Here is a 25,310-nt window from a genome sequence, read left to right as displayed (position 1 = left end):
ACGGCGCCATGAAGGATATTGCCGCGCCCTCCGCCCAGCCCTCCGCCCAGCCCTCCGCCCAGCCCGGCCTGCCCGCCCGTCGGGGCCTGTTCGTCGCCACGATCCTAGTCGGAAGCTTCCTGCTGTTCCTGGTCCAGCCGATGGTGGCGCGCATGGCGCTGCCCCGGCTTGGCGGCGCGCCCAACGTGTGGAACAGCGCGATGCTGGTCTATCAGGCGCTGCTCCTGGCGGGTTACGCCTATGCGCACTGGCTGGGCCGCTTCGCGCTGCGGCGGCAGGTGGTCATTCACGTGGGGCTGCTGCTGGTCGCCGCGCTGACATTGCCGGTGGGGCTGATCGACCTGCCGCGCATCGCCGGGCTGCCCGAAGCGGCATGGGTGCCGCTTCTGCTGGGGGCAAGCATCGGGCCGGTGTTCTTCGTCGTTTCCGCGCAGGCCCCGCTGATGCAGCGCTGGTTTGCCGCCGCGCCGGGGGCCGGCGCGCCCTGGGCACTCTATGCCGCGTCGAACCTTGGCAGTTTCACCGGCCTGATCGCCTATCCGCTGCTGGCCGAGCCGCTGCTGAGCGTGCGCTGGCAAAGCCTGGCGTGGTCGGGCGGCTTTGCAGCGCTGGTGCTGCTGGTGGCGCTGGCCGGATATAGCCGCCGCCATGCTCCGACCTGCACCACCGTCCGGACTGACGCGCTAGAAGATACCCCCGCGCGCACCCCCGGTCGCACCCCTGCCCGCACTGTCGCCCTGTGGCTGGCGCTGGCGGCCGTGCCTTCGGGCCTGATGCTGTCCACCACCACGCACCTGACCACCGATATCTTCGCGATGCCGCTGCTCTGGGTGATCCCGCTGGGCATCTACCTGCTGAGCTTCGTCATCGCCTTTTCCGACCGTCGCGCAGCGGCCGGCGCGATCACCCGCGCGGCGCCGATCGTGCTGCTGCTGATGGGTGGATACGCCATGCTGTCGAACGGTGCGGGCAGCCTGTGGGCGGTGGCGGGCACGTGCGCGCTGCTGCTGTGCGTGGCAACCGCGCTCCACGCCCGGCTTTACGACCTGCGCCCTGCGGAATCGCAGCTGACGCGCTTCTACCTCGTCATGTCGGCGGGCGGGGCGCTGGGCGGCGTGTTCACCGCGCTGATCGCGCCGCTGGTGTTCGACTGGGCGTGGGAGCATCCGCTGCTGGTCCTTGCCGCCGCGCTGCTGATGCCGCTGCACCCGCTGCTCAACTGGCGCGACAATGCCGACATGGAACCGGGCATGGCCCGCATCGCGCTTGGCGTGCTGCTGGCCTTCGCCGGGTTCCTCGGCTGGGAACTGCTGCAGACCCTGCTTGAGCCTGAGGAGGTGCTGTTCACGATGATGCTGACGGTGTTCCTCGTCTGCATCGGGGTGATGGTCATGGCATGGCGCGGCGCCTTTGCCATGGTGCTGCTGATCGCGATGATCGGGCAGGGCGGCTTCTGGACCATCCGGGCGACCATGGAAGGGCAGCGCACCCGCAGCTACTTCGGCATCTATACCCTGCGCGATGACGACGACGGCAGGTTCCGCACGCTGGCGCACGGCACCACGCTGCACGGCATGCAGTCGCTCGACCCCGCGCAGGCCCACGATGCGCTGACCTATTACGGCCCCGGATCGGGCGTGGCACTGGCGCTGGCCGCGGTGCCCGCGATCGAGGGGCCACGGGCACGCGTGGGCGTTGTCGGGCTGGGCACCGGCTCGCTCGCCTGCCGTTCGCAGCCGGGGCAGGCCTGGACCTTCTTCGAGATCGACCCGCAGGTCCTGCGCTTTTCGACGGAGCGCAAGTTCACCTTCCTGTCGGATTGCACGCCCAGGGCCCGCGTCGTCATCGGCGATGCGCGGCTGGAACTGGCGCAGGTTCCGCCCCACAGTTTCGACGTGCTGGTGATCGATGCGTTCTCCTCCGACGCGATCCCCATGCACCTGCTGACGACAGAGGCGCTGGCCGTCTACCGCCGCGCGCTGACGCCAAGGGGCCTGCTGATCCTCCACATCTCCAACCGCTATATCGATCTTGCCCCCGTGGTCGGCGCGAATGCGCGGGCCGGCGGGCTGCAGGCGCTTTCGCGGCTGGACCTGCCCGAAGACGAAGTGCGCTATACCCCGTCGCGCTGGATCGCGCTTTCGGCAGACCGGGGCGTGCTTGACGGCCTTGCGCGGCAGCGGCCCGATGCCCCATGGAAGCGGCTTGAAGAACGGGCGCCGGAACCCTGGACGGACGATCATGCATCCATCCTGCCGTATGTCCGCTGGAGCAGGCTGACGGGAAATCCATGACCGAACATAGCACGACGAACAGGGCCGACATCACCATCGCCGCTTTCAACGGCAAGGCGCCGCGCATCCATTCCAGCGCCTTCATCGCGCCCGGTTGCCGCATCATCGGCGATGTGGAGATCGGGCCGGACGCCAGCATCTGGTACAACTGCGTGATCCGCGCCGACGTAAACCGCGTGGTCATCGGCGCGCGCACCAATATCCAGGACGGCACCGTCGTCCATTGCGACAGCCCCAAGCCGCAGCGCCCGGAAGGCTTCGCCACGATCATCGGGTAAGATGTGCTGATCGGCCATATGGCGATGCTGCACGGCTGCACGCTGGAAGATCGCGCCTTCGTGGGCCTTGGCGCGATCGTGATGGATGGCAGCTACATCGAATCGGACGGCATGCTGGCGGCGGGCGCGCAGCTGACCGGCAAGCGCATCGGCGCGCGCCAGCTATGGATGGGCCGCCCGGCAAAGTACCTGCGCGATCTGGACGACGCGGCGGTGGCAGCGAACCAGGCGGGCGTGCAGGGTTATGTGATCAATGCCCGGATGCACGCCGAGGCGCTTGGACTGCAAGACTGATGGCGCGGCCCAGACCCGCACTTCCCGATGCCGCCGCACTGCGGGCGCTGGTCGACGGGGAAGGGCGGCTGGCCCTGCGCGTCACACCCGGCGCGAAAGTGGAAGCGCTTGAGATCGCGGCAGGCCGCCTCAGCGTGAAGGTTCGCGCCAAGCCGGAAGACGGCAAGGCCAACGATGCGGTGCGCGATCTTCTGGCGCAGGCGCTGGGCGTGGCCCCTTCGCGGCTGGAACTGCTGCGCGGTGCGACATCGCGCGAAAAGCAGTTCCGGGTGGACTGATCCCATTCCTCCCCAGCTTGCCTCGGCGAAAACCTAACCCCTGCGACCCATGCCGCGCGCCATGCGGCCCAGAACCTCGCGCATCGATGCGGCGATTTCGGCGGGCTGGGGGGCAACGTCGTCGATCGCGCGCTCCATCGCTTCGGCCCACTGGTTCGCCGTCAGCGGCTCTATGGTGAAGGGGGCGTGCAGGCTCATCATGCAGCGGCCGGGGTTCTGTTCGAACCAGTCGCGCGGGCCGCCTGCCCAGGCGATCAGGAACCGGGGCAGCGATGCGCGGATAGGCGTCAGGTCCGGGGCATGCATGGCGCGCAGTTCGGCATAGGCCGGATCGCTGTCCATCAGGTCGTAGAAGCGGTTCGCGATCGCCTCGAACACCGGCGGGCCGCCAAGGCGGTAATACGGCGTATTGGTATCGACAGAGGGCTGTTCCATTCTCCCCCCATAGCGCATTGGCTGCATCCGCGCATTGATCGCGGTCAATCGCGGATGAGGGCGCGCAGCGTCTCGATCCGGTCGGCTTCATGCGCGGGCTTGTCGGCGCGGATGCGGCTGATGCGGGGAAAGCGCATGGCAAGGCCGGACTTGTGCCGCTTGCTGGCGTGGACCGAATCGAACGCCACCTCGAACACCAGCGACTTGTCCACTTCGCGCACGGGGCCGAAGCGGTTCACGGTATGGTTGCGGACATGGCGGTCCAGCCACTTCAGCTCCTCGTCGGTGAAGCCGAAATAGGCCTTGCCCACGGGCAGCAGTTCCGCGCCCTGATCGGGATCGCCGTCCCAGCAGCCGAAGGTATAGTCCGAATAGAAGGAACTGCGCTTGCCCGATCCGCGCTGGGCATACATCAGCACGCAGTCGATCAGCAGCGGATCGCGCTTCCACTTGTACCACAGCCCGGTCTTGCGGCCCGCCACATAGGGACTGTCACGCCGCTTGAGCATCACCCCCTCGATCGCATCGTCGCGCGCGCGTTCGCGGATGGCGGCAAGCTCGGCGAAATCGGCGGCGGGGATCACGGTGGAGATATCGAAATGGTCGGCGGGAAGGCGCGGCACCAGTGATTCCAGCGCGGCGCGGCGTTCGCTCCAGGGCAGGGGGCGCAAGTCCTGCCCCTCCAGGATCAGCACATCGTAAAGACGCACGAAGGCGGGATATTCGCCGCGCATCTTCTTCGACACGGTCTTGCGGCCAAGGCGCTGCTGCAGCGCGTTGAAACTGGCCGCGCCGCCCTGTGTGCGGTCATTGGCTTCGCCGCCCTGATGCGCGCCGCGCACCAGCAGTTCGCCGTCCAGCACCGCGTCGATATGCAAAGCCTCGGCCACCTCGGGGAAAGTGGCGGAAATATCGTCGCCCGATCGGGAATAGACGCGGGTTTCTCCGCCCCCATTCTCCCCTTTGGCTCTCACCACCTGCACGCGGATGCCGTCCCACTTCCATTCGGCGGCATAGTCGGCCAGATCGACCTGCGCTTCCTCCAGCCCGTGCGCCAGCATGAAGGGGCGGAACAGCGGCAGGTCGTCGGAGTTGGGCGGCTCGGCCCCATGCGCGGCCCAGTCGAACAGCGGGGTGTAAGGCGGGGTCTGGCCGTGCCAGTGCTCCTCCACATCCTCAACCGCCACGCCGAAAGCCAGCGCGAAGGCGGTCTTGGCCAGCCGCGCCGAAATGCCGATCCGCATCGCCCCGGTCGCCAGCTTGAGCAGGGCATAGCGGCCGTTGGCGTCCAGCCGGTCGAGCAACCGGGGCAGCTCCACCATGACATTGGCGCGCGTCATGCGGGACAGCGCATCGACCGCCTCGGACACCGTCGGCGGAGAGGGCGCTTCTGCGGGTTCGGGCCAGAGCAGGCTGGCAGTCTCCGCCGAATCGCCCACGTATTCGCGGCTCAGCGTCCAGAGCACCGGGTCGATCCGTTCGGTCAGCAGATTGCGGATGGTGGAGCTCTTTACCGCCGGAAAATCCAGCCCGTCCGTCAGCGCGGCAAGTGCCCAGCCGCGATCGGGGTCGGGCGTTTCGCGCAGGTAATCCGCCAGAAGCTTGAGCTTCGCATTGCGGCTGCGGGTGTAGACCAGCGCATCGAGAAGGGCGGCGAACGCTTCCATTCAGCTAAGCGAAGTCCTGGGGGCCCGGCGCTTATCTTCAATCATCTTCATCCTCATACCCCACCAGCGCCAGCGCCCGCGCCTTCCTCTGGTTCAGCTCGCACCAACGCAGCATGGCTTCTTCGCGGCCGTGAGTGATCCATGTTTCGGCGGGGTTCACGTCCTTCACGGTCTGCGTCAGTTCGTCCCAGTCGGCGTGGTCCGAGATCACCAGCGGCAGTTCGACCATGCGCTGGCGCGCGCGCTGGCGCACCTGCATCCAGCCCGATGCCATCGCCGTGATCGGATCGGGCAGGCGGCGGCTCCAGCGGTCGTTGAGGGCGGACGGCGGGGCAAGCACCACGCTGCCTGCCAGCTGCTCCTTGCCGGTGTCCGACACCAGCTTCAGATCGCCCAGATCGACGCCGAGGTCTTCGTAGAGGCGGCACATGCGCTCCATCGCGCCATGGAGCCAGATCGTGTCATGGTGCCCGGCGCGGCGCAGTTCGGCGATCAGCCGCTGCGCCTTGCCCAGTGCATAGGCGCCCACCAGCACGCAGCGATCGGGGTTGGCGGCCAGGGTAGAGAGCACCTTGGCGATTTCCTGTTCCACCGGGGGATGGCGAAATACGGGCAGGCCGAATGTCGCCTCGGTGATCAGCACGTCGCAGGGGGTGACTTCGAAAGGCGGGCAGGTGGGATCGGCGCGCCGCTTGAAATCGCCGGTCACGACGATCCGCTCGCCCGCGTGTTCGAGGAGGATCTGCGCCGAGCCAAGGACGTGCCCGGCCGGAACCCACGTGGCGTGGACGTCACCGGGCAGGGCCATCCGTTCGCCATAAGGGACGGGCACCGCGCCTTCTTCCGTGGCGTAGCGCAGCTTCATGATGGCAAGGGTTTCGGGCGTGGCGAAGGTGGCGCCGTGACCTCCGCGCGCGTGGTCGGCATGGCCATGCGTCACCAGCGCGCGGTCCACGGGGCGCGAAGGGTCGATCCAGCAATCGGCGGGGACGACGTGGATTCCCCAGGGTTCAGGTCTGATCCAGGAGAAATCGCGGGTCATGTTACGAAAATGGGGCGGGAACCCAAGTGGTTCCCGCCCCATGTTTTCAATCCGGTGAAGGATCAGTCGTCGGCGTTGGTGTCCGCCTGCGGGCCGGGCTTGCGGGCCTTCTTCGCGGGGGCCTTCTTGGCCTTCGACACCTTGGGCGCCGAGGGGGTCAGTTCGAAGTTGAGTGTATTCTCCTTGACCGAGACGTGCACTTCGCCGCCGTGGGCCAGCTTGCCGAACAGCAGTTCTTCCGCCAGCGGCTGCTTGACCTTCTCCTGGATCACGCGGCCCATCGGGCGCGCACCGTAGAGCTTGTCGTAGCCGCGATCGCCCAGCCATGCGCGGGCGTCCGAATCGAACTGGATGTGGACGTTCTGGTCGGCCAGCTGCAGTTCCAGCTGGAGGATGAACTTGTCCACGACCCGGCTGATGGTATCCTTGGCAAGATAGGCGAAGGGCACGATCGCATCGAGGCGGTTGCGGAATTCCGGCGTGAACATCTGCTTCACGGCCTCGTCCCCGGCGTCTGCCTTCGACGTATCACCAAAGCCGATGCCCTGCTTGGCCATGTCAGACGCGCCCGCATTGGTGGTCATGATCAGGACCACGTTGCGGAAATCCACGGTCTTGCCGTGGTGATCGGTCAGGCGGCCGTTGTCCATCACCTGCAGCAGGATGTTGAACAGGTCGGGATGCGCCTTCTCGATCTCGTCGAGCAGGAGGACGCAGTGCGGGTTCTGGTCGATCGCGTCGGTCAGAAGGCCGCCCTGATCGAAGCCGACATAGCCCGGAGGAGCACCGATCAGACGGCTGACCGAGTGACGCTCCATGTATTCGGACATGTCGAAGCGCTTCAGTTCGATGCCCATGATGCTGGCCAGCTGGCGCGCCACTTCGGTCTTGCCGACGCCGGTGGGACCGCTGAACAGGAACGAGCCGATCGGCTTGTCCGGATCGCGAAGCCCTGCGCGGGAGAGCTTCATCGCCGTGGAGAGCACGCCGATCGCCTTGTCCTGCCCGAAGACCACGCGCTTCAGGTCGCGCTCAAGGTTTTCCAGCGCCTTCTTGTCGTCGGAAGAGACGGACTTGGGCGGGATGCGGGCCATCGTTGCGATGACCTGCTCGATCTCGCGCGCGGTGATGGTCTTCTTGCGGCGGCTGGGCGGCAGCAACATCTGCATCGCGCCCACTTCGTCGATCACGTCGATCGCCTTGTCGGGCAGCTTGCGGTCATTGATGTAGCGGGCCGAAAGCTCCACCGCGGTCTTGATCGCATCGGGCGTGTACTTGACCCGGTGGTGATCCTCGAACGCGGTGCGCAGACCTTTCAGGATCTTGATCGTGTCCTCGATCGTCGGTTCGTTCACGTCGATCTTCTGGAACCGGCGCAGCAGGGCGCGGTCCTTTTCGAAGTGGTTGCGGAATTCCTTGTACGTGGTCGAACCGATGCAGCGGATCGTGCCGCCCGACAGCGCGGGCTTGAGCAGGTTGGACGCATCCATCGCGCCGCCGCTGGTGGCACCGGCACCGATAACGGTATGGATTTCATCGATGAACAGGACCGCGTGCGGCATCTTCTCCAGTTCGGAGACGACCTGCTTCAGACGTTCTTCAAAGTCGCCGCGATAGCGGGTGCCCGCCAGCAGGCTGCCCATGTCGAGCGAGTAGATGACCGCTTCGGCCAGCACTTCGGGCACTTCGCCCTCGACGATCTTGCGGGCAAGACCTTCGGCGATGGCGGTCTTGCCCACGCCCGGATCGCCCACGTAGAGCGGGTTGTTCTTGGACCGGCGGCACAGGATCTGGATCGTGCGGTCCACTTCGGGGCCGCGGCCGATCAGCGGGTCGACCTTGCCGTTCAGCGCCTTCTCGTTGAGGTTGACGGTGAACTGGTCGAGCGCGGAATCCTTCTTGCCCGCCGAACCCTTGGCCTCGGCCTTGTCTTCGGGGGTGGGCGGGGTTTCTTCCGATGCGCCCTTGGGGCTGCGGTCTTCCACGCGCTTGCCGCCCTTGCCGATGCCGTGGCTGATGTAGCTGACGGCGTCGAGGCGGCTCATGTCCTGCTGCTGCAGGAAGTAGACGGCGTAAGAATCGCGTTCGGAGAACAGCGCGACCAGCACGTTGGCGCCGGTCACGGTATCCTTGCCGCTGGACTGGACGTGCAGGATCGCGCGCTGGATCACGCGCTGGAAACCGGCGGTCGGGGCGGGATCGCCCTTTTCCTCGGTCTTGAGCGACTGGTATTCCTGATCGAGATACTGGCGCACCACGTCGCCCAGATCGCCAAGGTCCACGCCGCAGGCCTGCATGACCTGCGCGGCGTCCGTATCGTCGATCAGCGCGAGGAGGAGATGCTCCAGCGTCGCATACTCGTGGCTCCGTTCGGACGCGTGAGACAGAGCCGAGTGCAGGGTCTTTTCAAGGCTTTGGGCGAAACTTGGCATTTAAGCGACCTTCATTTCGAGGGACGACTCTCCTGATGGGGGAGCTTGCTTGGTCGGGGTTACCACTTTGATATAGGGACGTTCAGGTGGGTTGCGAGCCCGTTGATTTTTCATGCGCCCGCCAAACGGAACCGGCAGGCATGATGGCGAGGCTGCGCGCCTCAAGATGATCTTGGCCTGAATAATGCCTCCGCCGCGAGACGGTGGGCCGACGATGCATTCCGGTGCGCGCGGATGCGGGCGATCTCGGTTTCGAGAAGGGCAACCCGCGCGTCCAGTTCGTCCAGCGAATAGCGATCCAGGCTTTCACCGGCGAGGCGGCTGGCGGCTCCGAAGTCGCCTTCGGATGACCGCCGCAGAGGTCGGTCTTCTTCGTCCATTGCGATGCAGCATCGGACTGGAAGGCGGGGCTGTCAATGGCACGTTTGCCGCGTGCGGGATGAGCGGGGGATATCGGTCCGGTCGGATGAGGATGGTTTTTGCATTTACCCTTCCGGTTTTCCTGTGGCACAGGGAGCGTCATGTTAGCTGACCTTCCTGTCACGATGACCGCCGTGGGTTACGATGCGCCCGGCGGCCCCGAAGTCCTGGGGCCCGAAACGGTCGCGGTGCCCCGGCCCGGTCCCGGCGAAGTGCTGGTCAAGGTGGCCTTCGCGGGGGTGAACCGGCCCGACGTGGTGCAGCGCATGGGCAACTATCCGCCGCCGCCGGGCGCCTCGCCGATTCCGGGGCTGGAGATTTCCGGCACCGTGGCCGCGCTGGGCGAAGGGGTCAGCCACCTGATACCGGGGCAGCAGGTATGCGCGCTCGTTTCCGGTGGAGGCTATGCGCAATATTGCATCGCGCGCGCCGCGCACTGCCTGCCCGTGCCCGATGGCCTGTCGCTGGAAGAAGCGGCGGCGCTGCCCGAAACGGTCTTCACCGTCTGGCATAACGTGTTCGAGCGCGGCCTTGCCCGCGAAGGCGAATGGCTGCTGGTCCACGGCGGCACCAGCGGCATCGGCACGATGGCGGCGATGCTGGGGCGCCATTTCGGCCTGACCGTGATCGTCACTTGCGGATCGCCCGAAAAGTGCGCCGCGGCGCTGAAGATCGGCGCCCATCACGCGATCGACTACAAGGCGAGCGACTTTGTGGAGGAAGTGGCCCGGATCACCGGCGGGCGCGGCGTGGACGTTGTGCTCGACATGGTGGCCGGCAGCTATGTTGCGCGTAACCTCAAGTGCCTTGCCCCCGATGGCCGCCACGTCACCATCGCGGTGCAGGGCGGCGCCAAGGCGGAAATCAACATGGCCGTGGTGATGACCCGCCGCTACGTGCTGACCGGATCGACGCTGCGCCCGCGCTCGGACGACTTCAAGGCGGCCGTCGCCGGAGAAATCCTCGATTGCGTCTGGCCATTGGTGGCCGAGGGCCTGCTGCGGCCGGTGATGGACACCCGCTTTGCCCTTGCCGATGCCGCCGCCGCCCACGCGCGAATGGAAGCCGGCGACCACGTCGGCAAGATCGTGCTGGAGGTGTGAGGGCAGGGCGGGGGGAGCGTCTCGGCGGCGTTGTGTACCCGTTGAGTGCTGTTAAAACATGCCCGAAACAGCGTTCCACGTGAAACGCATCGTCGGGCCGCCGCAATTTTCGGCCCCTTTTGCTTGCTCCTTCGGCAAAAAACCCCTAAATCGACCCGGTGAGGCCGCTCCGCGAAGGGGCGGCCCTTATTGTTTCCGCCGGAGATAGAGACATGAGCCAGCCCACTCCGCTGATGCCGCACGCGACCGCCTCGTGGCTGGTCGACACGACCGCGCTGACTTTCGAGCAGATCGCAGAATTCTGCGGCCTGCACATGCTGGAAGTCCAGGCGATGGCCGACGATCTGGCGTCCAGCAAGTACACCGGTCGCGATCCCGTTCGCTCGGGCGAGCTGACCATGGAAGAAATCGAGAAGGGGCAGGCCAACCCCGACTACAAGCTGCGCATGCACAAGATTCCGCTTGCGCAGAACCGTACCAAGGGCCCGCGCTACACCCCGGTGTCGAAGCGTCAGGACAAGCCGGACGGCATCGCCTGGATCCTGCGCAACCATCCCGAGGTGTCGGACGCGCAGATCGGCAAGCTGATCGGCACCACGCGCAACACGATCGCGGCGATCCGCGACCGTTCGCACTGGAACATCGCCAACATCACCCCCAAGGATCCGGTCACGCTGGGCCTGTGCTCGCAGCGCGAACTGGACGCCCTTGTCGCCAAGGCCGCGAAGAAGGCGGGCATCCAGGATACCGGTGAAGGTGATGAGCGTCTGGTCGACGATCGTCAGGCCCTGATCGACGAACTGCGCGCAGAGCGTCAGGCGCAGGCCCAGGCCGCGTCGGAAGCCGCGCAGGAAGCCGAAGTCGCCGCATGGCTCGAAGCCAAGCGCGCTGCGGAAGCCGCCGAGGCTCGGGGCGAGTAACTTCGCCGCCGGGTAAAGCAGCCGGTGCATAGAAAAGGGGACATGGGATCGGCTCCCATGTCCCCTTTTTCGTGTGTGCTTTTTAAAGCCCTTACTCCGCCGCTGCCGAAATCTCTTCGTCTTCCTCGGCGATGACCTCGATCGGGGCCGAAGAGGGGGCAGAAGTCGGCGCCGAAGCAGGCAGGCGCGCGATGGCGGGGGGCATCTGGCCGCCATTGGGGGAAAGCCGCCCTTCAAGGCGCGCACCCTGTTCGATGGTCAGCGTGTCGTAGGACACGTCGCCCTCGATCCGCGCGGTCTTGAGGATCACGACCTCACGCGCCGAAACCGATCCGCGCACAAGGCCCGCGATGCGGACCGATTCGGCCCTGACGGCGCCGGTGATCTCGCTGCCTTCGCCCTGAATCAGCGCTTTGCAGGAAATGTCGCCGTTGACGCTGCCGTCGACGTGAAGGTCGGCGCTGGCGGAAATATCTCCGCTGATGACGGTGTCCCCGCCCAGCATCGAGAAGCTGGTGCTATTGATGCTCGTACGCGAGCTGATGAAGGCCTTGGCCATGTCAGTGGTTCTCCTCCTGGCCCCCGTTGCTACGCTTTTCAGCCCCCTGAAGACGTGCCGCTTCGAGGAACGGGCGCGGGTTGACCGGACGGTCGTTCACGCGGACCTCGAAGTGAAGATGCGGGCCGGTGGACCGGCCGGTGCTGCCCATTGCACCGATCAGCGCCCCGGCATCGACTTCCTGACCCACGCGGGTGCGGAAGCCCGAAAGGTGGCCGTAGCGGGTCATCAGCCCGTTGCCGTGCGTCACCTCGATGCAGTTGCCGTAGCCGGACCTGGTGCCCACGAAAGTCACGCGGCCCTTGGCGGCGGCATAGATGGGGGAGCCCATCGGCCCCGGAAAATCGAGCCCTGCGTGGAATGCCGCACCGCCGGTGAACGGGTCGGAGCGGTAGCCGTAGCTGGACGAGACATAGGCGACATGCGCCGGGCTCACCTGCGGGATGGAGGCAAGGCCGTTTTCCAGCGCGTTCATGCGGGCAAGGCTCTTGCCCATCTCCACGAAGCGCGGATCGACGCTGCCGTCGGCGCCGGTCGCCAGCTTCACCAGCGGGCCACCTTCAGCCGTGCGGGCAGCCATGCGGGCGCGGGAAATCATCGTGTTGGGGTTGAGGCCCAGCTTGCGGATCGAAGCCATCGCGGCGTCGGAGCGCGTGTCGGCATAGCGGGTAAGGCGGTCGACGAGGGCCAGCTGCCTGGCCTCGATATCGGCAAGCGCGCCCGCGGCGGGAACGGCGGCGCTGATCTTCTTCGCGGTGGCTGCGGTTTCGGCGTTGGACTGCGCATCACCCGAACCCTCGGGGAGTTCCTCGACATGCGCATCGACCACCTGTTCGATGAACTGCTGGCGACGGGCAAGGTCGGATGCGACCGAATCGACGTCATGGCGGTACTTCGCGACGTTCTTCTCAGCCTTGGCGACAGTGGCCGCGCGCGCGGCAAGGGCTGCGCTTTCGCTGCCTGCGGACGCCTGCGAAAGCGCCAGCGCGCCCACCGAAGCGGCCCAGGTGCCGAGCACGCCGATGGCCGCTCCCGCGGCGATCTTCTGTGCCCGCGACGAAACGCGGATGAAACGGACCTGTCCCTGCGACCGCATGATGAACTCACGGTCGGGGAACGCAGTCCTGAGGCGCTGGATGAACGCCCCGGCTGACTTCGAAAGCAAAACGACCCCGCTTATATTAGTCTTCGATCCCGGAACCCGCCGGTATAGTGGGCCGGTAGCAGGGGCCGGTTACCAAGGCGAATCGACTCGCCCCGGCGCTCTGCGGAATCGAGGCGAATCGAAAACCGCAAGCGGCGAGCCGAGGAACCTGACCTTTTCCCGACAGCGCGATGACATGCGAATCGATTTCATCGCGCCGCGTGATACCTCGCAATCCGGTGACAACTGCACGCTTCGGTGATAGTCCGCGCGCATGACCTTGCAGAGCACCCTGACCGCACAGCCCGCAGCGCTCTCTCCCGAGGCGCTGGTCGAACAGCTTGCCCGCGAAGGCCGCGCCGCGCAGCGCGTGCTGGCGAAGCTGACCGACGCCGACAAGGCCGCAGCCCTTCGCGCCGCCGCCACGGCGCTGCGCGAGGCGCAAGGCGATATCCTTGAAGCCAATGCAAAGGACATTGCGGCGGGCGAGGCCAAGGGGCTTTCGGGGGCGATGCTTGACCGGCTGCGTCTTGATGCGACGCGGCTGGCGGGAATTGCCGATGCGGTCGATCAGGTCGCCGGCCTGCCCGATCCGGTGGGCGAAGTGATCGCCGCCAGCGAGCGTCCCAACGGCCTCAGGCTGTCGCGCGTGCGCATTCCCATCGGGCTGATCGGCATCATCTACGAAAGCCGTCCCAACGTCACTGCCGATGCCGCCGCGCTGTGCCTGCGCTCGGGCAACGCGGTTCTGCTGCGCGGCGGCAGCGAGGCGATCCATTCCAACCACGCGATCCGCGCGGCCTTTGCCAAGGGCCTTGCCACCGTGGGCCTGCCCGAAGCGGCGATCCAGCTGGTGCCGACGCAGGACCGTGCGGTCGTTGGCGCGATGCTGACCGCGGCGGGGTTGATCGACATGATCGTGCCGCGCGGCGGCAAGAGCCTTGTCGCACGGGTGCAGGCCGATGCGCGGGTGCCCGTGCTCGCCCACCTTGACGGCATCTGCCACACGTATGTCCATGCCTCGGCCGATGCGGAGATGGCGCGAAAGCTGACGCTCAACGCCAAGATGCGCCGCACCGGGATCTGCGGTGCGATGGAGACGCTGCTGCTCGACACCCAGTTCCCCGAGAGCGAATCGGTCGTCGCCGGCCTGCTCGATGCGGGCTGCGAACTGCGCGGCGATGCCCGTGCGCAGGCGCTTGATCCGCGCGTGATGCCCGCCAGCGATGAGGACTGGGACACCGAATACCTCGACGCGGTGCTGGCCGTGGCGGTGGTGGACGGCATCGAACCCGCGCTGGAACACATCGCCGCGCATTCCTCGCACCATACCGACGCCATCGTCACCGAGGACGCCGAATCGGCCGAGCGTTTCCTGGCCGAAGTCGACAGCGCGATCGTGATGGTCAACGCCTCCAGCCAGTTCGCGGACGGCGGGGAATTCGGCCTCGGCGCGGAAATCGGCATTGCCACCGGCCGCCTGCATGCACGCGGCCCCGTCGCTCTGGAGGGGCTGACGACCTACAAGTGGCAGGTGCGCGGAACCGGACAGGCGCGGCCCTGACGGTCCGCCGGAACCGCCCCGGTCCGGTTACGGGCCTGCTGGGCGGCAGCTTCAATCCGGCCCACGGCGGGCACCGGCGCGTCACTGTGTTCACCATCGATGCGCTGGCGCTGGACGAGGTGTGGTGGCTGGTTTCTCCCGGCAATCCGCTCAAGCCAAAGGCGGGGATGGCGCCGCTTGCCGCGCGGATGAAATCTGCGATCAGGCAGGCGCGCGGGGCAAGGATCAGGCCCACCGCGATAGAGCGCGATCTCGGCACCCGCTTCACCGTCGATACCCTGCGCGCGCTGCTTCGCCGCTATCCGAAACGGCGCTTCGTATGGCTGATGGGGGCGGACAACCTCGCCCAGTTGCACCGCTGGAAGGACTGGCGGACCCTTGCCCGACTCATGCCGATTGCGGTGATCGCGCGTCCGGGGTATGATGGCGCCGCCCTCGCGAGCCCCGCGATGGCCTGGCTGGGGAAATTCCGGAAACCCCTGACCAGTCTTCGCGGTCCGGAAAAGTGGAGCGCACCCGCGCTGGTGACATTGCGATTCGACCCCGATACGCGGTCGGCAACGGCGATCCGCCAGGCCGATCCGGACTGGGCACGAAGGTTTTCGGATAAGCCTTCGCGTGACGCAGTCACGTTCAAGTCCATACTTGGCCACTTAATCCCCGGAACGGCGGAATGATCGGCTTTCAGGCCATCTTCCCGCATACCCGGCTTACACGGCAGACGATCGAACGCGGCAGGATGGCCTCCATCCTGCCCGGTCGGTTTTGAAAGGAGCAGAACCCAACCAAGATGCCACAGGCAGAACTACAGCCGGAATCAACCGGCGCCACCCCGCTTCCGGTCACGATCGAAAGCGATGATCCGTTGCTGAACCTCGTGCTGAAGTCGCTCGACGACGATCAGGCGCAGGAACTGGTGACGATCGACCTCGACGGCAAATCGAGCATCGCCGACTTCATGGTGATCGCTTCGGGCCGTTCGACCCGCCAGGTTGCGTCGATGGCGCAGAAACTGGGCGAGCGCATGAAGGAAAACGGCTTCGGCCACCCGCGTATCGAAGGCCTTCCGGCCGCCGACTGGGTGCTGGTCGATGCGGGCAGCGTGGTCGTCCACCTGTTCCGTCCCGAAGTGCGCAGCTTCTACAACCTCGAGCGGATGTGGGGCTTCGATGGCCCGTCCGGGGCTGCCTGACCGCAGCCTGAGAGGATGATCCTCCGGTCGCGACGGTGACCGGAAAATCGAAAGGAAATCACGCGGGGGTCCTGCTCCGTCCCCGCGTTTCGTCTTATGCTGCTGCACATCATCGCGCGTGGAAAGATCGCCCGCTCTCCCGAAGGTGAGCTGCTGGACCGCTACGCGAAGCGCATCACCTGGCCGTTCCGGCACAGCGAACTGCCCGATGTGGGCGGCAAGGTGCCTCCCCCCGTCCATACTCCGGTCCGCGAAGTCCTGCTGGACGAGCGGGGCAAGCTGATGAGTTCGGAAGAATTCGCCGCGCTGCTGGGCCGCTGGCGTGATGAGGGCGTGCGCGAATGCCGCTTCCTTATCGGCGCGGCCGACGGCCATGGCGACGAGGCACGGGCGCAGGCCGATCACCTGCTGTGCTTCGGCCGCATGACCTGGCCCCACCTGATGGTCCGCTCGATGCTGGCCGAACAGCTGTGGCGCGCCACCGCGATCCTGGCGGGGCACCCCTACCACCGATCGGGCTGATGAAGCGGCTCAAGGTGTTTTTCGACGGCGGCTGCCGCCCGAACCCCGGCCCCATCGAAGTGGCCGTGGTGGTGCGCGGGCAGGCGCATATCTTCGAAGACTGCGGACACGGCACCAACAGCGACGCCGAATGGCTGGCGCTGATCCACGCGCTGGAACTCTGCCGCGATCAGGGGCTGGAAGGCGTGGAACTGATCGGTGATGCGGTCGAGGTGGTGCGGCAGGCCAACCGCGCTCTTCAGGACGGGCGCGGGGTAGAGCCTTATGCTTCGCGTTTCCTTGCACTGGCAGCGCAGGTTTCTCCCGCGCGGGTGCGGTGGATCAAACGCGAACAGAACCTCGCCGGGATAGCACTGGCAGCACGGCATCCAAGGTGAAGGGGGCTTCCTTTCCCTTCGGCCAGACTTGATAACAATCATCATTCCGCACAAAGCGCTTCACCATCAATACCTTAGGATGTGTGAATGCAGAAGCTGCTGAAAGTCCTGATCGTCTTCGTCGTGGCTGGTACCGTGATGTTCGGCACTCGCTGGTACATGTATGTCGCTCAGGGCGAGAGCCCTTACGATGAGGTCGGCATCGCGCTGAACGGCTACGCACCGGGGCCTCTGCGCAGCTGGGGCTGCCACAAGATGCAGTCGCGGTTCCCAGGCCAATTGCCGCCTTACGGGTGCGCCACGCCCGATGGCCGCGACTGGCTTTAAGACGTTTCGGCCTATTCCACTCTTCCCGCTTGCCTGACCCTGCCCTAACACCGCGCGCGTGAAGCCAGTTCATCGCAACCTCCTGATCCTTGCCGCGCTGGGCGGTGGCGCGTTTGCCACGCAGGCGCTGACGCAGCAGGGCGGGTTTGCGGTGCTCGATCCGGCCGTGGATGCGCGGCAGGCGCAGGCGGACATGCTGGCCGCGCGGCGTGAGGGCGCGGCGGCGGGCAGGCGGGCGCTCAAGCTTGAGGCGCGCGCTCGCGAAGTCACCCAGCAGGCCGAAAGCACCGCGCGTGAGGCTGCCGCGCTGGCGGCGCGCATTCAGGAAACCGATGCGCAGATCGCCGTGCAGCGCGCGCAGATCCGGCTCATCGCCTCGCAGCGTGAAGGGTTGCGGGCGCAGCTGGCGGTCAAGCAGGGGCCTCTGGCGCGGCTGACGGGATCGTTGCAGCGCCTGTCGCGGCGGCCTCCGCTGCTGGCGCTGTTGCGCCCAGGCTCGGTGCGCGATGCGGTCTACATGCGCGCGCTGCTCGACACGATGCTGCCCGAGGTTGAGGCGCGCACGCGTTCGTTGCGCGCCGACATAGAGCGCGGGCGGGCGCTGGAGCAGCAGGCCAAGGCGGCCGCCGCCGGGCTGTCGCAGGCGCAGGCGCAGATGCGGGAACGGCGCGGGCAACTCGCCGCTGTGGAATCGCGCCAGCGGCTGGCCGGGCGCGCGGCCAGCGGCATCGCTGCGCGCGAAAGCGAGCGGGCGCTGGCACTGGCGGAAAAGGCCCGCGATCTGAGCGATCTGGTGGTGCAGGTGGGCAGGCAGGGCGAATTGCGCGCGCAACTGGCGGCGCTGCCCGGCCCGATCATGCGGCCCGCCCGGCCCGAGGATGCACAGGTCATCGGCACCGGCCAGTTCACGCCGCTGCCCGAAGGTCTGTCCAGCTACATGCTGCCGGTGACCGGGCGGCTGGTGACCGGCTTTGGCGAGGATGCGCCGGGTCAGGCGCGTTCGAACGGGCTGGTGATGGCGCCGCGCGCGCATGCGCAGGCTGTGTCTCCGGCGGCGGGGCGGGTGGCTTTTGCCGGGCCCTATCGCGGTTTCCAGAGCATCGTCATCGTCGAGCATGAGGGCGGCTGGACATCGCTGGTCACCGGCCTTGCGCGGCTGGACGTGGCGGTGGGGGACCAGCTGGTTGCCGGATCGCCGATCGGAACGGCCGGGCCGGGCGCGCCGCGCGTGATGGTGGAACTGCGCCGCAACGGCGCGCCGGTCAATCCGCTGCAGTATATCCGCGCGCTGTAAGGCTTTTTCGGGAAATTGCGCCGGTGCTGCCTATATGCACCAAATCCTGCCGTTCCGCTGGCGTTCACGGTCATCGGACGATAGGATGACGGTCATGACCCCCGCCGGTGCCCCTTGCGCCGGATCGAAGCATTGAAGAGGCATCACGCCCGATGAAGATTGTCCCGTTCCTGCGCGCAACTCTGCTGGTTTCCGCGGTGGCCGTGCTGCCCGTCGCAACCTCGGGCCTGTCGGCGGTGGACACGCGCACCAGCCACGAATTCGACAAGCTTTTTACAATCTACCAGATCGTGAAGGACAATTACGTCGATCAGGTGGATGACGACAAGCTGCTCAAGGGCGCGATCGACGGGATGCTGGGCAGCCTTGACCCGCATTCGAACTACCTTGACGGCCAGTCGCTGCAGCGGCTGGAGACGATGATCGACGGCAAGTACACCGGCCTTGGCCTGTCCGTGGTCGAAGATGACGGCGCGGTGAAGATCGTCTCGCCGTTCAAGGGCAGCCCGGCGGAAAAGGCGGGGCTCAAGGCTGGCGACTACATCACCCACCTTGACGGCGTGCTCTATTACGAACGCGATCTGGACGAGGCGGTATCGAAGATGCGCGGCGCGTCCGGCACGTCGATCCGGCTGACGATCTTCCGCCCCGGCCGCGACGAACCTTTCGACGTGACCGTGACGCGCGGCGTGATCGAGCTTGAGCCGGTGACCTGGGAATACAAGGACAACGTCGGCGTGATCTCGGTGAACGAGTTCTCGCGCGATGTCGGCAACGACGTGAACAGCGCCATCGCCGATCTGCGCAAGCAGGCGGCGGTCAAGGGCGGCGGCAAGCTGGCGGGCATCGTGCTGGACTTGCGCTCCAACCCCGGCGGTTCGCTGGACGAGGCGGTGGCGCTGTCCGACCTGTTCCTCGACCATGGCGATATCGTGTCGCAGCGCGGCCGCAACGCCAACGAGAACCAGTTCTACCGGGCCGAAACCGTGTTCAAGGGCGATGTCGTGAAGGGCATGCCGGTGGTGGTGCTGGTGGACGCAGGCTCTGCCTCTGCCTCCGAAATCGTCGCGGGGGCGCTGCAGGACCAGCATCGCGCGGTGATCATGGGCGAACGCACGTTCGGCAAGGGCTCGGTCCAGTCGTTCCTGCCGCTGGACCAGAACAGCGCGATCAAGATCACCACCGCGCGCTATTATACGCCGTCGGGCCATTCGGTGCAGGAAGGCGGCATCACGCCCGATATCAAGGTGCCGCAGCTGTCCGACCCGGATGCCCGCGCCCGCGCCGAACGGGCGGTGCGCGAATCCGACCTGCGCGGCCACCTCATCAACGAGGCGGCGCTCAAGGACAAGGATCTGGAAACCGACAAGCAGGACGATCCGCGCTTCAAGGTGAGCGCGGCCGACCTGGAAAAGCAGGGCATCAAGGACTTCCAGCTGCACTACGCGATTTCCACGCTGCAGCGCACGGCGGGCAAGCCGGCGCTGGCCGCCGCCGCCAAGAACTGACGGCAAGGGGGCAGGCACATCATGGCCGTTTCCGTGGCACCCGGCGTGCGCGCCGCCCGCGTCCTGGCGCTGGGCATCCCCGTAGTGGCGCTTGGCGGTGCGCTGGTGAGCCAGTACGTCTTCGGGCTCAACCCTTGCGAGATGTGCTGGTGGCAACGCTATCCGCACATGCTGGCCATCGTTTTCGCGCTGCTGGCGTTCTTCTGGCGCCCGGTTCGTCCGCTGGTGGCCGTGGCGGCGCTGGCGGTGCTGGTGTCCGGGCTGATCGGCGGATTCCATGCGGGCGTCGAATATCACTGGTGGGAAGGCGTTACCGCCTGCACCGCCAGCCCCTTTGCCGCGGGCGGCGATCCGCTTGATGCGATCATGAAGGCCCCGGTGATCCGCTGCGACGTGGCGCCGTGGAGCCTCTTCGGCATTTCGCTGGCGGGCTTCAATTTCCTGTTCTCGACGCTGGGCGCGCTGGCGGTTTTCGCCCTGATCGCCCGCAGCGACCGAAAGGCCTGATATGAATGCGATGACCAAAAGCGCGATGAGCCGGCGCAGCGAACGCATGTTGCGGGTGGATCAGGCGGGCGAATTCGGCGCCACGCGCATTTATGCCGGACAGCTGGCGGTGATGGGAAATCGTGGCCCCAACTCCACCGAGATCGTCGGCATGGCCGCGCAGGAGGAAGAGCACAAGGCGAAGTTCGACGCCATGATCGCGCAGCGCGGCGTGCGTCCCACGGCGCTGCAGCCGGTGTGGTCGGTGGCGGGCTTCGCGCTGGGCGCGGCGACGGCGCTGATGGGCCCCAAGGCGGCGATGGCCTGCACCGCCGCGATCGAAACCGAGATCGACCGCCACTACACCCAGCAGCTTGACGAACTGGGCGAGGATGACCCCGAACTGGGCGCCGCGATCGAGAAGTTCCGCGACGAGGAACGCGAACACCGCGATGCCGCGCTGGCGGCCGGGGCAGAGGAGACGCCGGGATATCCGCTGCTGTTCCACGCCATCCGCATGGGCTGCCGCGTGGCCATCAAGCTTTCGGAACGCATCTGACGTCTTGCGGGTTGTGTGCTTAAGCTGTCATTCAACCCATCATATCCTTATATCGGGTGTCACCCCGATCATGACGCCTTCGGGCCATATCGACTGCTGGAGCCACCGATGAACCGCCTGCTCGTTTCCGCTGCCGTTGCCGTCCTTTCGCTGGCTGCCGCACCCGCTTTCGCGCAGGATTCGGACCTTTCCGATCCCGGCGGTGAGAAGGTGAACCAGTTGATCGTCTACGGCGACGATCCCTGTCCGGAGGCGTCGTCGGGAGAGATCACGGTCTGCGCCCGCAAGCCCGAGGAAGAACGCTATCGCATCCCGACGCCGTTGCGCGGTATCGATCAGCCGCAGTCCGAAGCCTGGGCCAACAAGGTGCAGGCTTACGAGACGGTGGGCCGCTTCGGCACGCTCAGCTGTTCACCGGCGGGCGCGGGCGGTTCGCTGGGCTGCACGCAGCAGCTGATCAATCAGGCTTATGCGGAAAAGGAAAACGGTTCGGAAGTGCGCTTCAGCGAACTGATCCAGGCAGAGCGTGAAAAGCGCCTCTCCACCATCGATGCCGATGCCGCCGCAGAACAGGCGCGGGTCGAGGAAGCGGAAAAGGCATATTTCGAACAGCGCAAGCGTCAGGCTGCGGAGCAGGATGCGGCGGAAGACGCTGCGGCGGCGGCAGCAGCGCAGAAGAAGTAACGTTCTTTCCCCGCGCGCCGTCGGAATAACGGCGCACAAGCCTCTCTTGCCCCCCTGAAACCCTAAATCCGCTTGTCTTGCGCGGGCAAACCGGCTGGAACGGCGCCCGACAAGATAAAGCCAGGCAAGGATACGGGTACGCGATGGGCGTGACGGGCACGATTGATTTCTTCCATGCGATTGCCGGGCTGCTGGTAGGTCTGCTGGTGGGGCTGACCGGCGTGGGCGGCGGTTCGCTGATGACACCGCTGCTGGTGCTGCTGTTCGGCGTCAGCGCCAAGACTGCCGTGGGCACCGACCTGCTCTTCGCCGCCGTCACCAAGATCGCCGGTTCCGCCGTTCACGGATCGCGCGAAAGCGTGGAATGGAAGATCGTGTGGCGCATGGCGCTGGGCAGCGTTCCCGCGGCGGTGCTGACCCTGCTGGTCATGGCCCGGCTGGGCTCGGTCGGAAAGTCCACGGAACACGTCATCCTTGCATCGCTCGCCTGCCTGCTGGCGCTGACGTCGCTGGCGGTGATCGGGCGCAAGTGGCTGTTCCGCCATGCCCATGACGGCGCGGCGGCACGTTCGCCCAGAGTCGAAGTGGGCGGCACGATCGCGCTGGGCGCGCTGATCGGGGTGGCCGTATCGGTGTCCTCGGTCGGGGCCGGGGCGATCGGCGTGACGGTGCTGTTCCTGCTTTACCCGCGCCTGCCGGTGGCACGCATCGTGGGCTCGGACATCGCCCATGCCGTGCCGCTGACGCTGATCGCGGGGACCGGGCACTGGATCATGGGCGATGTCAACGGGACGCTGCTGACCAACCTGCTGATCGGCTCCATCCCCGGCGTCGTGGTGGGCAGCTACTTGTCCTCGCGCGCGCCGGACAAGGTATTGCAGCCGCTGCTGGCGGCAGTGCTGGCGGTGTCTTCCTGGCAGCTTTTCGTGAAGGCCAGCACGCCGGAAAAGGTGAAGATCGAAGCGATTCCGGCAGCCAAGGCGGCGCAGGTCCGCTGAGCGGCATAACGAAAAGGCCGGAGGGATAACCTCCGGCCTTTCGTGTTTCAGCCCTCAGGCTGCGCGTATCAGGCGAGCGCGATATCCGGCGCGTCTTCCTGCTTCATGCCGACCAGGTGATAGCCCGAATCGACGTGATGCGTTTCGCCGGTCACGCCCGAAGACAGGTCCGACAGGAAGTAGAGGCCCGAACCGCCCACATCCTCGATCGTGGTGTTGCGGCGCAGCGGCGAGTTCAGCTCGTTCCACTTGAGGATGTAGCGGAAGTCGCCGATGCCGCTGGCGGCCAGCGTCTTGATCGGGCCGGCAGAGATCGCGTTGACGCGGATGTTCTGCGGGCCAAGGTCGTTGGCCAGATACTTCACCGAGGCTTCAAGCGCCGCCTTGGCAACGCCCATGACGTTGTAGTGCGGCACGACCTTTTCGGCGCCGTAGTAGGTCAGCGTCAGGATCGAGCCGCCGTTCGGCATCATCGCCATCGCGCGCTTGGTGACGGCGACGAGCGAATAGGCCGAGATGTTCATCGTCATCAGGAAGTTGTCGAGGCTGGTGTCGACATACTTGCCGCGCAGTTCGTTCTTGTCCGAGAAGCCGATGGCGTGAACGACGAAGTCGATCGTGTCCCAGCGTTCGCGGATCGTGTCGAACGCCGCGTCGATCGCGTCCATGTTCGACACGTCGCAGTCTATGAGGAAATCGGAGCCAAGGCTTTCCGCCAGCGGCCTGACCCGCTTGGCCAGCGCTTCGCCCTGATAGGCGAAGGCAAGTTCTGCGCCCTGTTCGTGCAGCTTCTTCGCGATACCCCAGGCCAGCGACTTGTCGTTGGCGAGGCCCATGATAAGCCCCCTCTTGCCGTGCATCAGACCGGTCATTCGTTTCTTCCTGTAACCACTTTAATCGTTGGGCCCGCTCATCGGGCCGGATTCTGCGCTGAATTCCACAGGGACACCTGTACCCTCGTTCGCCTGCGCAAGCGCCGCGTTCAGTTCCGCGCCTATGACCATCCCTAAGCCTACAAGCCAGAAAAAGAAAAGCGCGATCATCACTCCGGCAAGGCTTCCGTAGGTAAGATCGTACATGAGGAAAGTCTGCAACACTTTCGGCAAGGCCCAGGCGACCAGCAGCCACCATAGCGTGACGAACGCCGCGCCGGGCCACTTTGCATAGCGTCGGGTCTGGTACGCGTGGGGCGTAAGCAGGTAGAACAGCAGGTAGATCGAGACGAAAATCCCGCCGCCGCTCATCGCCGTGCTGAGCGCCATTTGTTCGGACAGGCCGTCCAGCCGCGGAAACAGCGTCGAGATCACCGTCTCCGCCGTGGACAGCAGCACCTGCGAGGACAGCGAGACCAGCAGCAGCAGCACCGAACCGAAGATCACCGCGCTCGACACCAGCCGCGATCGCCAGAAGCGGTGGCGCTTCTTGGAATCGTAGGCGCGGTGCAGGATGTCGCGGATCGTCTCTATCAGAGAGCCGGAAGTCCACAGGCCCAGCAGCCCGCCCGCCCACAGCAGCCAGCCATGGCGCGCGGCGGCGACATCGTGCGCGACGGGGCGCAGCACGTCGCCCACGCGCGGGGGCAGGGCGCGCAGGATCGTGTCGATCGAGGCGCCCATCTGGTCCTGTTCGCCCAGCATCGAAAGGATCGCGGCCAGCGCGATGAAGAAGGGGAACAGCGACAGCAGGCTCATGTAGGCAAGGTTGCCCGCGTGGATGAAGCCATCGTCCCAGGTGCCCGAAACGACCCGCATCGCCACGCGGAAGACGCGCGTACCCGGTCCCGCCTTTCGGCGCAGCTTCGCCCTCAGCGCCTCATGTTCGGCGTCAGACGCCAAGCTTCCCGCGCACGTCGCGGCCGTCGGCCCACCCTTCGAGGCGGGCGGCAAGGTCTGCCGCAGCTTCGGAATCGGCTTCGGGCAGGGCGATCTGCAGCGTGATCAGCTGATCGCCGCGGGTGCCGTCCTTGCGGGTCATGCCGCGCCCCTTGAGGCGCAGCGACTTGCCCGAACTTGCGCCCGCCGGGACCGAAAGCATCACCGCGCCCGAAGGCGTGGGCGCCTTGACCTTGGCGCCCAGCAGCGCTTCGTCCAGCGTGATCGGCAGGTCGATGCGCAAGTCGTCGCCATCGCGCCGGAAGAAGGCGTGCGGCTGGATCTGGATGGTGACGGTGGCATCGCCGTTGCCGCCGGGGCCGGGCTCGCCCTTGCCGGCAAGGCGCATCTGGGTGCCGTCTTCGACCCCTGCGGGCAGCTTGAGGTCGATCGTCTTGCCATCCGACAAGGTGATGCGCTGGGGCTTGAGTTCGGCCGCATCGATCAGCGGCACGGAAAGCCGGTAGTTCACGTTCGCCCCCTTGGGAGCGGCACGCCGCCCTCCGCCCATGCCGCCACCCATGCCGCCCATTCCGCCGCGACCGCCGCCGAAGATGCCGCCGAAGATATCTTCAAGGTCGATGCCGTCCTCTGCGCCCATTCCGCCGCCGAAACCGCGCTGGCCACCGGGGCCGCCGCCATAGCCGCCACCGCCGAAGCCGCCGCCGAACGGGTTGGCGGGGTTGCCTTCCGCGTCGATCTCTCCCCGATCGAACTGGGCGCGCCTGGTCTTGTCCGAAAGCAGGTCATAGGCGCGCGTCACGTCGCTGAAACGTTCCGCCGCTCTGGGGTTGTCCTTGTTGGTGTCGGGGTGGAGTTCCTTCGCCAGCTTGCGATAGGCGGACTTGATGTCCTTTTCGCTCGCGCCGCGCGACACGCCGAGGGTGGTATAGGGATCTGCTGCCATGATGCCCCTAGCTAGGTTGCGCGACGGGTTTGGACAAGCGCTGCTTCAGGTTGCGCAACACCATCGTGTTGCCTAATCCCGGAGGAAGACTTGTTCGCGATCAAGGCCATGCCTTGCGCAACCGGGCATCCGCGCAAGGGTTCCCGCATCTGCAA

At 66.3% G+C, this 25,310-nt stretch carries 26 protein-coding genes and 1 pseudogene; 17 read left to right on the top strand and 10 right to left on the bottom strand.

Annotated features, from left to right (window positions below):
- Positions 1–8 precede the first annotated feature (8 nt).
- From A8V01_RS27225 to A8V01_RS27215, 3 genes and pseudogenes are all read left to right on the top strand, one after another.
- The gene (locus tag A8V01_RS27225) at positions 9–2,294 is read left to right on the top strand and encodes a spermidine synthase (RefSeq protein ID WP_170066084.1); all 2,286 of its coding nucleotides are present in this window, start codon (positions 9–11) and stop codon (positions 2,292–2,294) included.
- Positions 2,291–2,866: pseudogene (locus tag A8V01_RS27220) on the top strand (gamma carbonic anhydrase family protein). The gene A8V01_RS27225 and the pseudogene A8V01_RS27220 overlap by 4 nt, the downstream one beginning before the upstream one ends.
- Complete coding sequence (locus tag A8V01_RS27215) at positions 2,866–3,144, top strand: DUF167 domain-containing protein (protein ID WP_103099363.1); 279 nt, start codon at positions 2,866–2,868, stop codon at positions 3,142–3,144. Before A8V01_RS27220 ends, A8V01_RS27215 begins: the two are co-directional and overlap by 1 nt.
- A gap of 33 nt (positions 3,145–3,177) precedes the next feature.
- Here the strand turns inward: A8V01_RS27215 and A8V01_RS27210 are convergent, their stop codons facing one another.
- The 5 genes from A8V01_RS27210 to A8V01_RS27190 all read right to left on the bottom strand — a co-directional run bounded on the left by A8V01_RS27210 (position 3,178) and on the right by A8V01_RS27190 (position 9,100).
- Positions 3,178–3,579 carry a group II truncated hemoglobin gene (locus tag A8V01_RS27210; RefSeq protein WP_103099362.1) on the bottom strand — a complete coding sequence of 134 codons (402 nt, stop codon included), beginning with the start codon at positions 3,577–3,579 and terminating at the stop codon, positions 3,178–3,180.
- Between the two features lie 44 nt (positions 3,580–3,623).
- On the bottom strand, positions 3,624–5,246 hold the full coding sequence (locus A8V01_RS27205; RefSeq protein ID WP_103099361.1) for a cisplatin damage response ATP-dependent DNA ligase: 1,623 nt from the start codon (positions 5,244–5,246) through the stop codon (positions 3,624–3,626).
- A gap of 37 nt (positions 5,247–5,283) precedes the next feature.
- Positions 5,284–6,288, bottom strand: coding sequence for a ligase-associated DNA damage response exonuclease (locus tag A8V01_RS27200; RefSeq protein ID WP_103099360.1), 1,005 nt, complete (start codon positions 6,286–6,288; stop codon positions 5,284–5,286).
- Positions 6,289–6,350: 62 nt separating this feature from the next.
- The gene (clpA, locus tag A8V01_RS27195; protein WP_103099359.1) at positions 6,351–8,720 is read right to left on the bottom strand and encodes an ATP-dependent Clp protease ATP-binding subunit ClpA; all 2,370 of its coding nucleotides are present in this window, start codon (positions 8,718–8,720) and stop codon (positions 6,351–6,353) included.
- 161 nt (positions 8,721–8,881) lie between these two features.
- Positions 8,882–9,100, bottom strand: coding sequence for a DUF1192 domain-containing protein (locus A8V01_RS27190; RefSeq protein ID WP_103099358.1), 219 nt, complete (start codon positions 9,098–9,100; stop codon positions 8,882–8,884).
- 141 nt (positions 9,101–9,241) lie between these two features.
- Here A8V01_RS27190 and A8V01_RS27185 point away from each other — a divergent pair, with 141 nt between their 5' ends.
- The gene (locus A8V01_RS27185; protein ID WP_103099357.1) at positions 9,242–10,243 is read left to right on the top strand and encodes an NAD(P)H-quinone oxidoreductase; all 1,002 of its coding nucleotides are present in this window, start codon (positions 9,242–9,244) and stop codon (positions 10,241–10,243) included.
- A gap of 212 nt (positions 10,244–10,455) precedes the next feature.
- Positions 10,456–11,163: a DUF1013 domain-containing protein gene (locus tag A8V01_RS27180; protein ID WP_103099356.1), complete on the top strand. Its 708-nt coding sequence runs from the start codon at positions 10,456–10,458 to the stop codon at positions 11,161–11,163.
- A 91-nt stretch (positions 11,164–11,254) separates the two neighbouring features.
- On the opposite strand, the gene A8V01_RS27175 is transcribed toward A8V01_RS27180, so the two are convergent.
- Both A8V01_RS27175 and A8V01_RS27170 read right to left on the bottom strand, forming a co-directional pair.
- Positions 11,255–11,722: a bactofilin family protein gene (locus A8V01_RS27175; protein ID WP_103099355.1), complete on the bottom strand. Its 468-nt coding sequence runs from the start codon at positions 11,720–11,722 to the stop codon at positions 11,255–11,257.
- 1 nt (position 11,723) lies between these two features.
- Positions 11,724–12,818: a M23 family metallopeptidase gene (locus A8V01_RS27170; RefSeq protein ID WP_425437366.1), complete on the bottom strand. Its 1,095-nt coding sequence runs from the start codon at positions 12,816–12,818 to the stop codon at positions 11,724–11,726.
- A 322-nt stretch (positions 12,819–13,140) separates the two neighbouring features.
- Here A8V01_RS27170 and A8V01_RS27165 point away from each other — a divergent pair, with 322 nt between their 5' ends.
- The 12 genes from A8V01_RS27165 (at position 13,141) to A8V01_RS27110 (ending at position 22,377) form a co-directional block, all read left to right on the top strand.
- Positions 13,141–14,430, top strand: a complete 1,290-nt coding sequence (locus A8V01_RS27165) for a glutamate-5-semialdehyde dehydrogenase (protein ID WP_103099353.1) — start codon at positions 13,141–13,143, stop codon at positions 14,428–14,430.
- On the top strand, positions 14,394–15,107 hold the full coding sequence (locus A8V01_RS27160) for a nicotinate-nucleotide adenylyltransferase (protein WP_103099352.1): 714 nt from the start codon (positions 14,394–14,396) through the stop codon (positions 15,105–15,107). The genes A8V01_RS27165 and A8V01_RS27160 overlap by 37 nt, the downstream gene beginning before the upstream one ends.
- A 113-nt stretch (positions 15,108–15,220) precedes the next feature.
- Positions 15,221–15,622, top strand: a complete 402-nt coding sequence (gene rsfS / locus A8V01_RS27155) for a ribosome silencing factor (RefSeq protein ID WP_103099351.1) — start codon at positions 15,221–15,223, stop codon at positions 15,620–15,622.
- A gap of 96 nt (positions 15,623–15,718) precedes the next feature.
- The gene (locus tag A8V01_RS27150; protein ID WP_103099350.1) at positions 15,719–16,144 is read left to right on the top strand and encodes a 23S rRNA (pseudouridine(1915)-N(3))-methyltransferase RlmH; all 426 of its coding nucleotides are present in this window, start codon (positions 15,719–15,721) and stop codon (positions 16,142–16,144) included.
- Positions 16,144–16,521 (top strand): ribonuclease HI, encoded by a 378-nt coding sequence (locus A8V01_RS27145; RefSeq protein WP_103099349.1) that lies wholly within the window; start codon positions 16,144–16,146, stop codon positions 16,519–16,521. Before A8V01_RS27150 ends, A8V01_RS27145 begins: the two co-directional genes overlap by 1 nt.
- An 87-nt stretch (positions 16,522–16,608) precedes the next feature.
- A complete protein-coding gene (locus A8V01_RS27140; RefSeq protein WP_103099348.1) occupies positions 16,609–16,848 on the top strand; it encodes a hypothetical protein in 240 nt (79 codons plus the stop codon).
- 58 nt (positions 16,849–16,906) lie between these two features.
- Positions 16,907–18,142 carry a murein hydrolase activator EnvC family protein gene (locus tag A8V01_RS27135; RefSeq protein WP_103099347.1) on the top strand — a complete coding sequence of 412 codons (1,236 nt, stop codon included), beginning with the start codon at positions 16,907–16,909 and terminating at the stop codon, positions 18,140–18,142.
- A 152-nt stretch (positions 18,143–18,294) separates the two neighbouring features.
- Entirely contained in the window at positions 18,295–19,650 is a 1,356-nt protein-coding gene (locus A8V01_RS27130; protein ID WP_170066083.1) for a S41 family peptidase, read from the top strand.
- A 21-nt stretch (positions 19,651–19,671) separates the two neighbouring features.
- The gene (locus tag A8V01_RS27125; protein WP_103099345.1) at positions 19,672–20,157 is read left to right on the top strand and encodes a disulfide bond formation protein B; all 486 of its coding nucleotides are present in this window, start codon (positions 19,672–19,674) and stop codon (positions 20,155–20,157) included.
- 10 nt (positions 20,158–20,167) lie between these two features.
- Positions 20,168–20,695 (top strand): demethoxyubiquinone hydroxylase family protein, encoded by a 528-nt coding sequence (locus tag A8V01_RS27120; protein WP_103099492.1) that lies wholly within the window; start codon positions 20,168–20,170, stop codon positions 20,693–20,695.
- A gap of 108 nt (positions 20,696–20,803) precedes the next feature.
- Positions 20,804–21,379 (top strand): hypothetical protein, encoded by a 576-nt coding sequence (locus A8V01_RS27115; RefSeq protein WP_103099344.1) that lies wholly within the window; start codon positions 20,804–20,806, stop codon positions 21,377–21,379.
- A 143-nt stretch (positions 21,380–21,522) separates the two neighbouring features.
- Complete coding sequence (locus A8V01_RS27110; protein WP_103099343.1) at positions 21,523–22,377, top strand: sulfite exporter TauE/SafE family protein; 855 nt, start codon at positions 21,523–21,525, stop codon at positions 22,375–22,377.
- 68 nt (positions 22,378–22,445) lie between these two features.
- On the opposite strand, the gene fabI is transcribed toward A8V01_RS27110, so the two are convergent.
- From fabI to A8V01_RS27095, 3 genes are read right to left on the bottom strand one after another with little or no spacing between them, the layout of a single operon-like run.
- On the bottom strand, positions 22,446–23,249 hold the full coding sequence (gene fabI, locus A8V01_RS27105) for an enoyl-ACP reductase FabI (protein ID WP_103099342.1): 804 nt from the start codon (positions 23,247–23,249) through the stop codon (positions 22,446–22,448).
- A gap of 21 nt (positions 23,250–23,270) precedes the next feature.
- On the bottom strand, positions 23,271–24,212 hold the full coding sequence (locus tag A8V01_RS27100; protein ID WP_103099491.1) for a YihY/virulence factor BrkB family protein: 942 nt from the start codon (positions 24,210–24,212) through the stop codon (positions 23,271–23,273).
- A complete protein-coding gene (locus A8V01_RS27095; protein WP_103099341.1) occupies positions 24,202–25,155 on the bottom strand; it encodes a DnaJ C-terminal domain-containing protein in 954 nt (317 codons plus the stop codon). The genes A8V01_RS27100 and A8V01_RS27095 overlap by 11 nt, the downstream gene beginning before the upstream one ends.
- Positions 25,156–25,310: the final 155 nt, after the last annotated feature.

It is taken from the genome of Novosphingobium guangzhouense (genome assembly GCF_002896965.1).
Classification (GTDB): Bacteria; Pseudomonadota; Alphaproteobacteria; order Sphingomonadales; family Sphingomonadaceae; genus Novosphingobium; species Novosphingobium guangzhouense.
The sequence above is the reverse complement of the archived record's forward strand: the minus strand, read 5'-3'. Positions and strand labels throughout refer to the sequence as shown.

Excerpts from the sequence above, each read along its gene's own strand:
- A8V01_RS27225 (WP_170066084.1), top strand. The coding sequence starts at position 9 with ATGAAGGATATTGCCGCGCCCTCCGCCCAGCCCTCCGCCCAGCCCTCC.
- A8V01_RS27215 (WP_103099363.1), top strand. The coding sequence starts at position 2,866 with ATGGCGCGGCCCAGACCCGCACTTCCCGATGCCGCCGCACTGCGGGCG.
- A8V01_RS27210 (WP_103099362.1), bottom strand. The coding sequence starts at position 3,579 with ATGGAACAGCCCTCTGTCGATACCAATACGCCGTATTACCGCCTTGGC.
- A8V01_RS27205 (WP_103099361.1), bottom strand. The coding sequence starts at position 5,246 with ATGGAAGCGTTCGCCGCCCTTCTCGATGCGCTGGTCTACACCCGCAGC.
- A8V01_RS27200 (WP_103099360.1), bottom strand. The coding sequence starts at position 6,288 with ATGACCCGCGATTTCTCCTGGATCAGACCTGAACCCTGGGGAATCCAC.
- clpA (WP_103099359.1), bottom strand. The coding sequence starts at position 8,720 with ATGCCAAGTTTCGCCCAAAGCCTTGAAAAGACCCTGCACTCGGCTCTG.
- A8V01_RS27190 (WP_103099358.1), bottom strand. The coding sequence starts at position 9,100 with ATGGACGAAGAAGACCGACCTCTGCGGCGGTCATCCGAAGGCGACTTC.
- A8V01_RS27185 (WP_103099357.1), top strand. The coding sequence starts at position 9,242 with ATGTTAGCTGACCTTCCTGTCACGATGACCGCCGTGGGTTACGATGCG.
- A8V01_RS27180 (WP_103099356.1), top strand. The coding sequence starts at position 10,456 with ATGAGCCAGCCCACTCCGCTGATGCCGCACGCGACCGCCTCGTGGCTG.
- A8V01_RS27175 (WP_103099355.1), bottom strand. The coding sequence starts at position 11,722 with ATGGCCAAGGCCTTCATCAGCTCGCGTACGAGCATCAATAGCACCAGC.
- A8V01_RS27170 (WP_425437366.1), bottom strand. The coding sequence starts at position 12,818 with ATGCGGTCGCAGGGACAGGTCCGTTTCATCCGCGTTTCGTCGCGGGCA.
- A8V01_RS27165 (WP_103099353.1), top strand. The coding sequence starts at position 13,141 with ATGACCTTGCAGAGCACCCTGACCGCACAGCCCGCAGCGCTCTCTCCC.
- rsfS (WP_103099351.1), top strand. The coding sequence starts at position 15,221 with ATGCCACAGGCAGAACTACAGCCGGAATCAACCGGCGCCACCCCGCTT.
- A8V01_RS27150 (WP_103099350.1), top strand. The coding sequence starts at position 15,719 with ATGCTGCTGCACATCATCGCGCGTGGAAAGATCGCCCGCTCTCCCGAA.
- A8V01_RS27145 (WP_103099349.1), top strand. The coding sequence starts at position 16,144 with ATGAAGCGGCTCAAGGTGTTTTTCGACGGCGGCTGCCGCCCGAACCCC.
- A8V01_RS27140 (WP_103099348.1), top strand. The coding sequence starts at position 16,609 with ATGCAGAAGCTGCTGAAAGTCCTGATCGTCTTCGTCGTGGCTGGTACC.
- A8V01_RS27130 (WP_170066083.1), top strand. The coding sequence starts at position 18,295 with ATGAAGATTGTCCCGTTCCTGCGCGCAACTCTGCTGGTTTCCGCGGTG.
- A8V01_RS27125 (WP_103099345.1), top strand. The coding sequence starts at position 19,672 with ATGGCCGTTTCCGTGGCACCCGGCGTGCGCGCCGCCCGCGTCCTGGCG.
- A8V01_RS27120 (WP_103099492.1), top strand. The coding sequence starts at position 20,168 with ATGACCAAAAGCGCGATGAGCCGGCGCAGCGAACGCATGTTGCGGGTG.
- A8V01_RS27115 (WP_103099344.1), top strand. The coding sequence starts at position 20,804 with ATGAACCGCCTGCTCGTTTCCGCTGCCGTTGCCGTCCTTTCGCTGGCT.
- A8V01_RS27110 (WP_103099343.1), top strand. The coding sequence starts at position 21,523 with ATGGGCGTGACGGGCACGATTGATTTCTTCCATGCGATTGCCGGGCTG.
- fabI (WP_103099342.1), bottom strand. The coding sequence starts at position 23,249 with ATGACCGGTCTGATGCACGGCAAGAGGGGGCTTATCATGGGCCTCGCC.
- A8V01_RS27095 (WP_103099341.1), bottom strand. The coding sequence starts at position 25,155 with ATGGCAGCAGATCCCTATACCACCCTCGGCGTGTCGCGCGGCGCGAGC.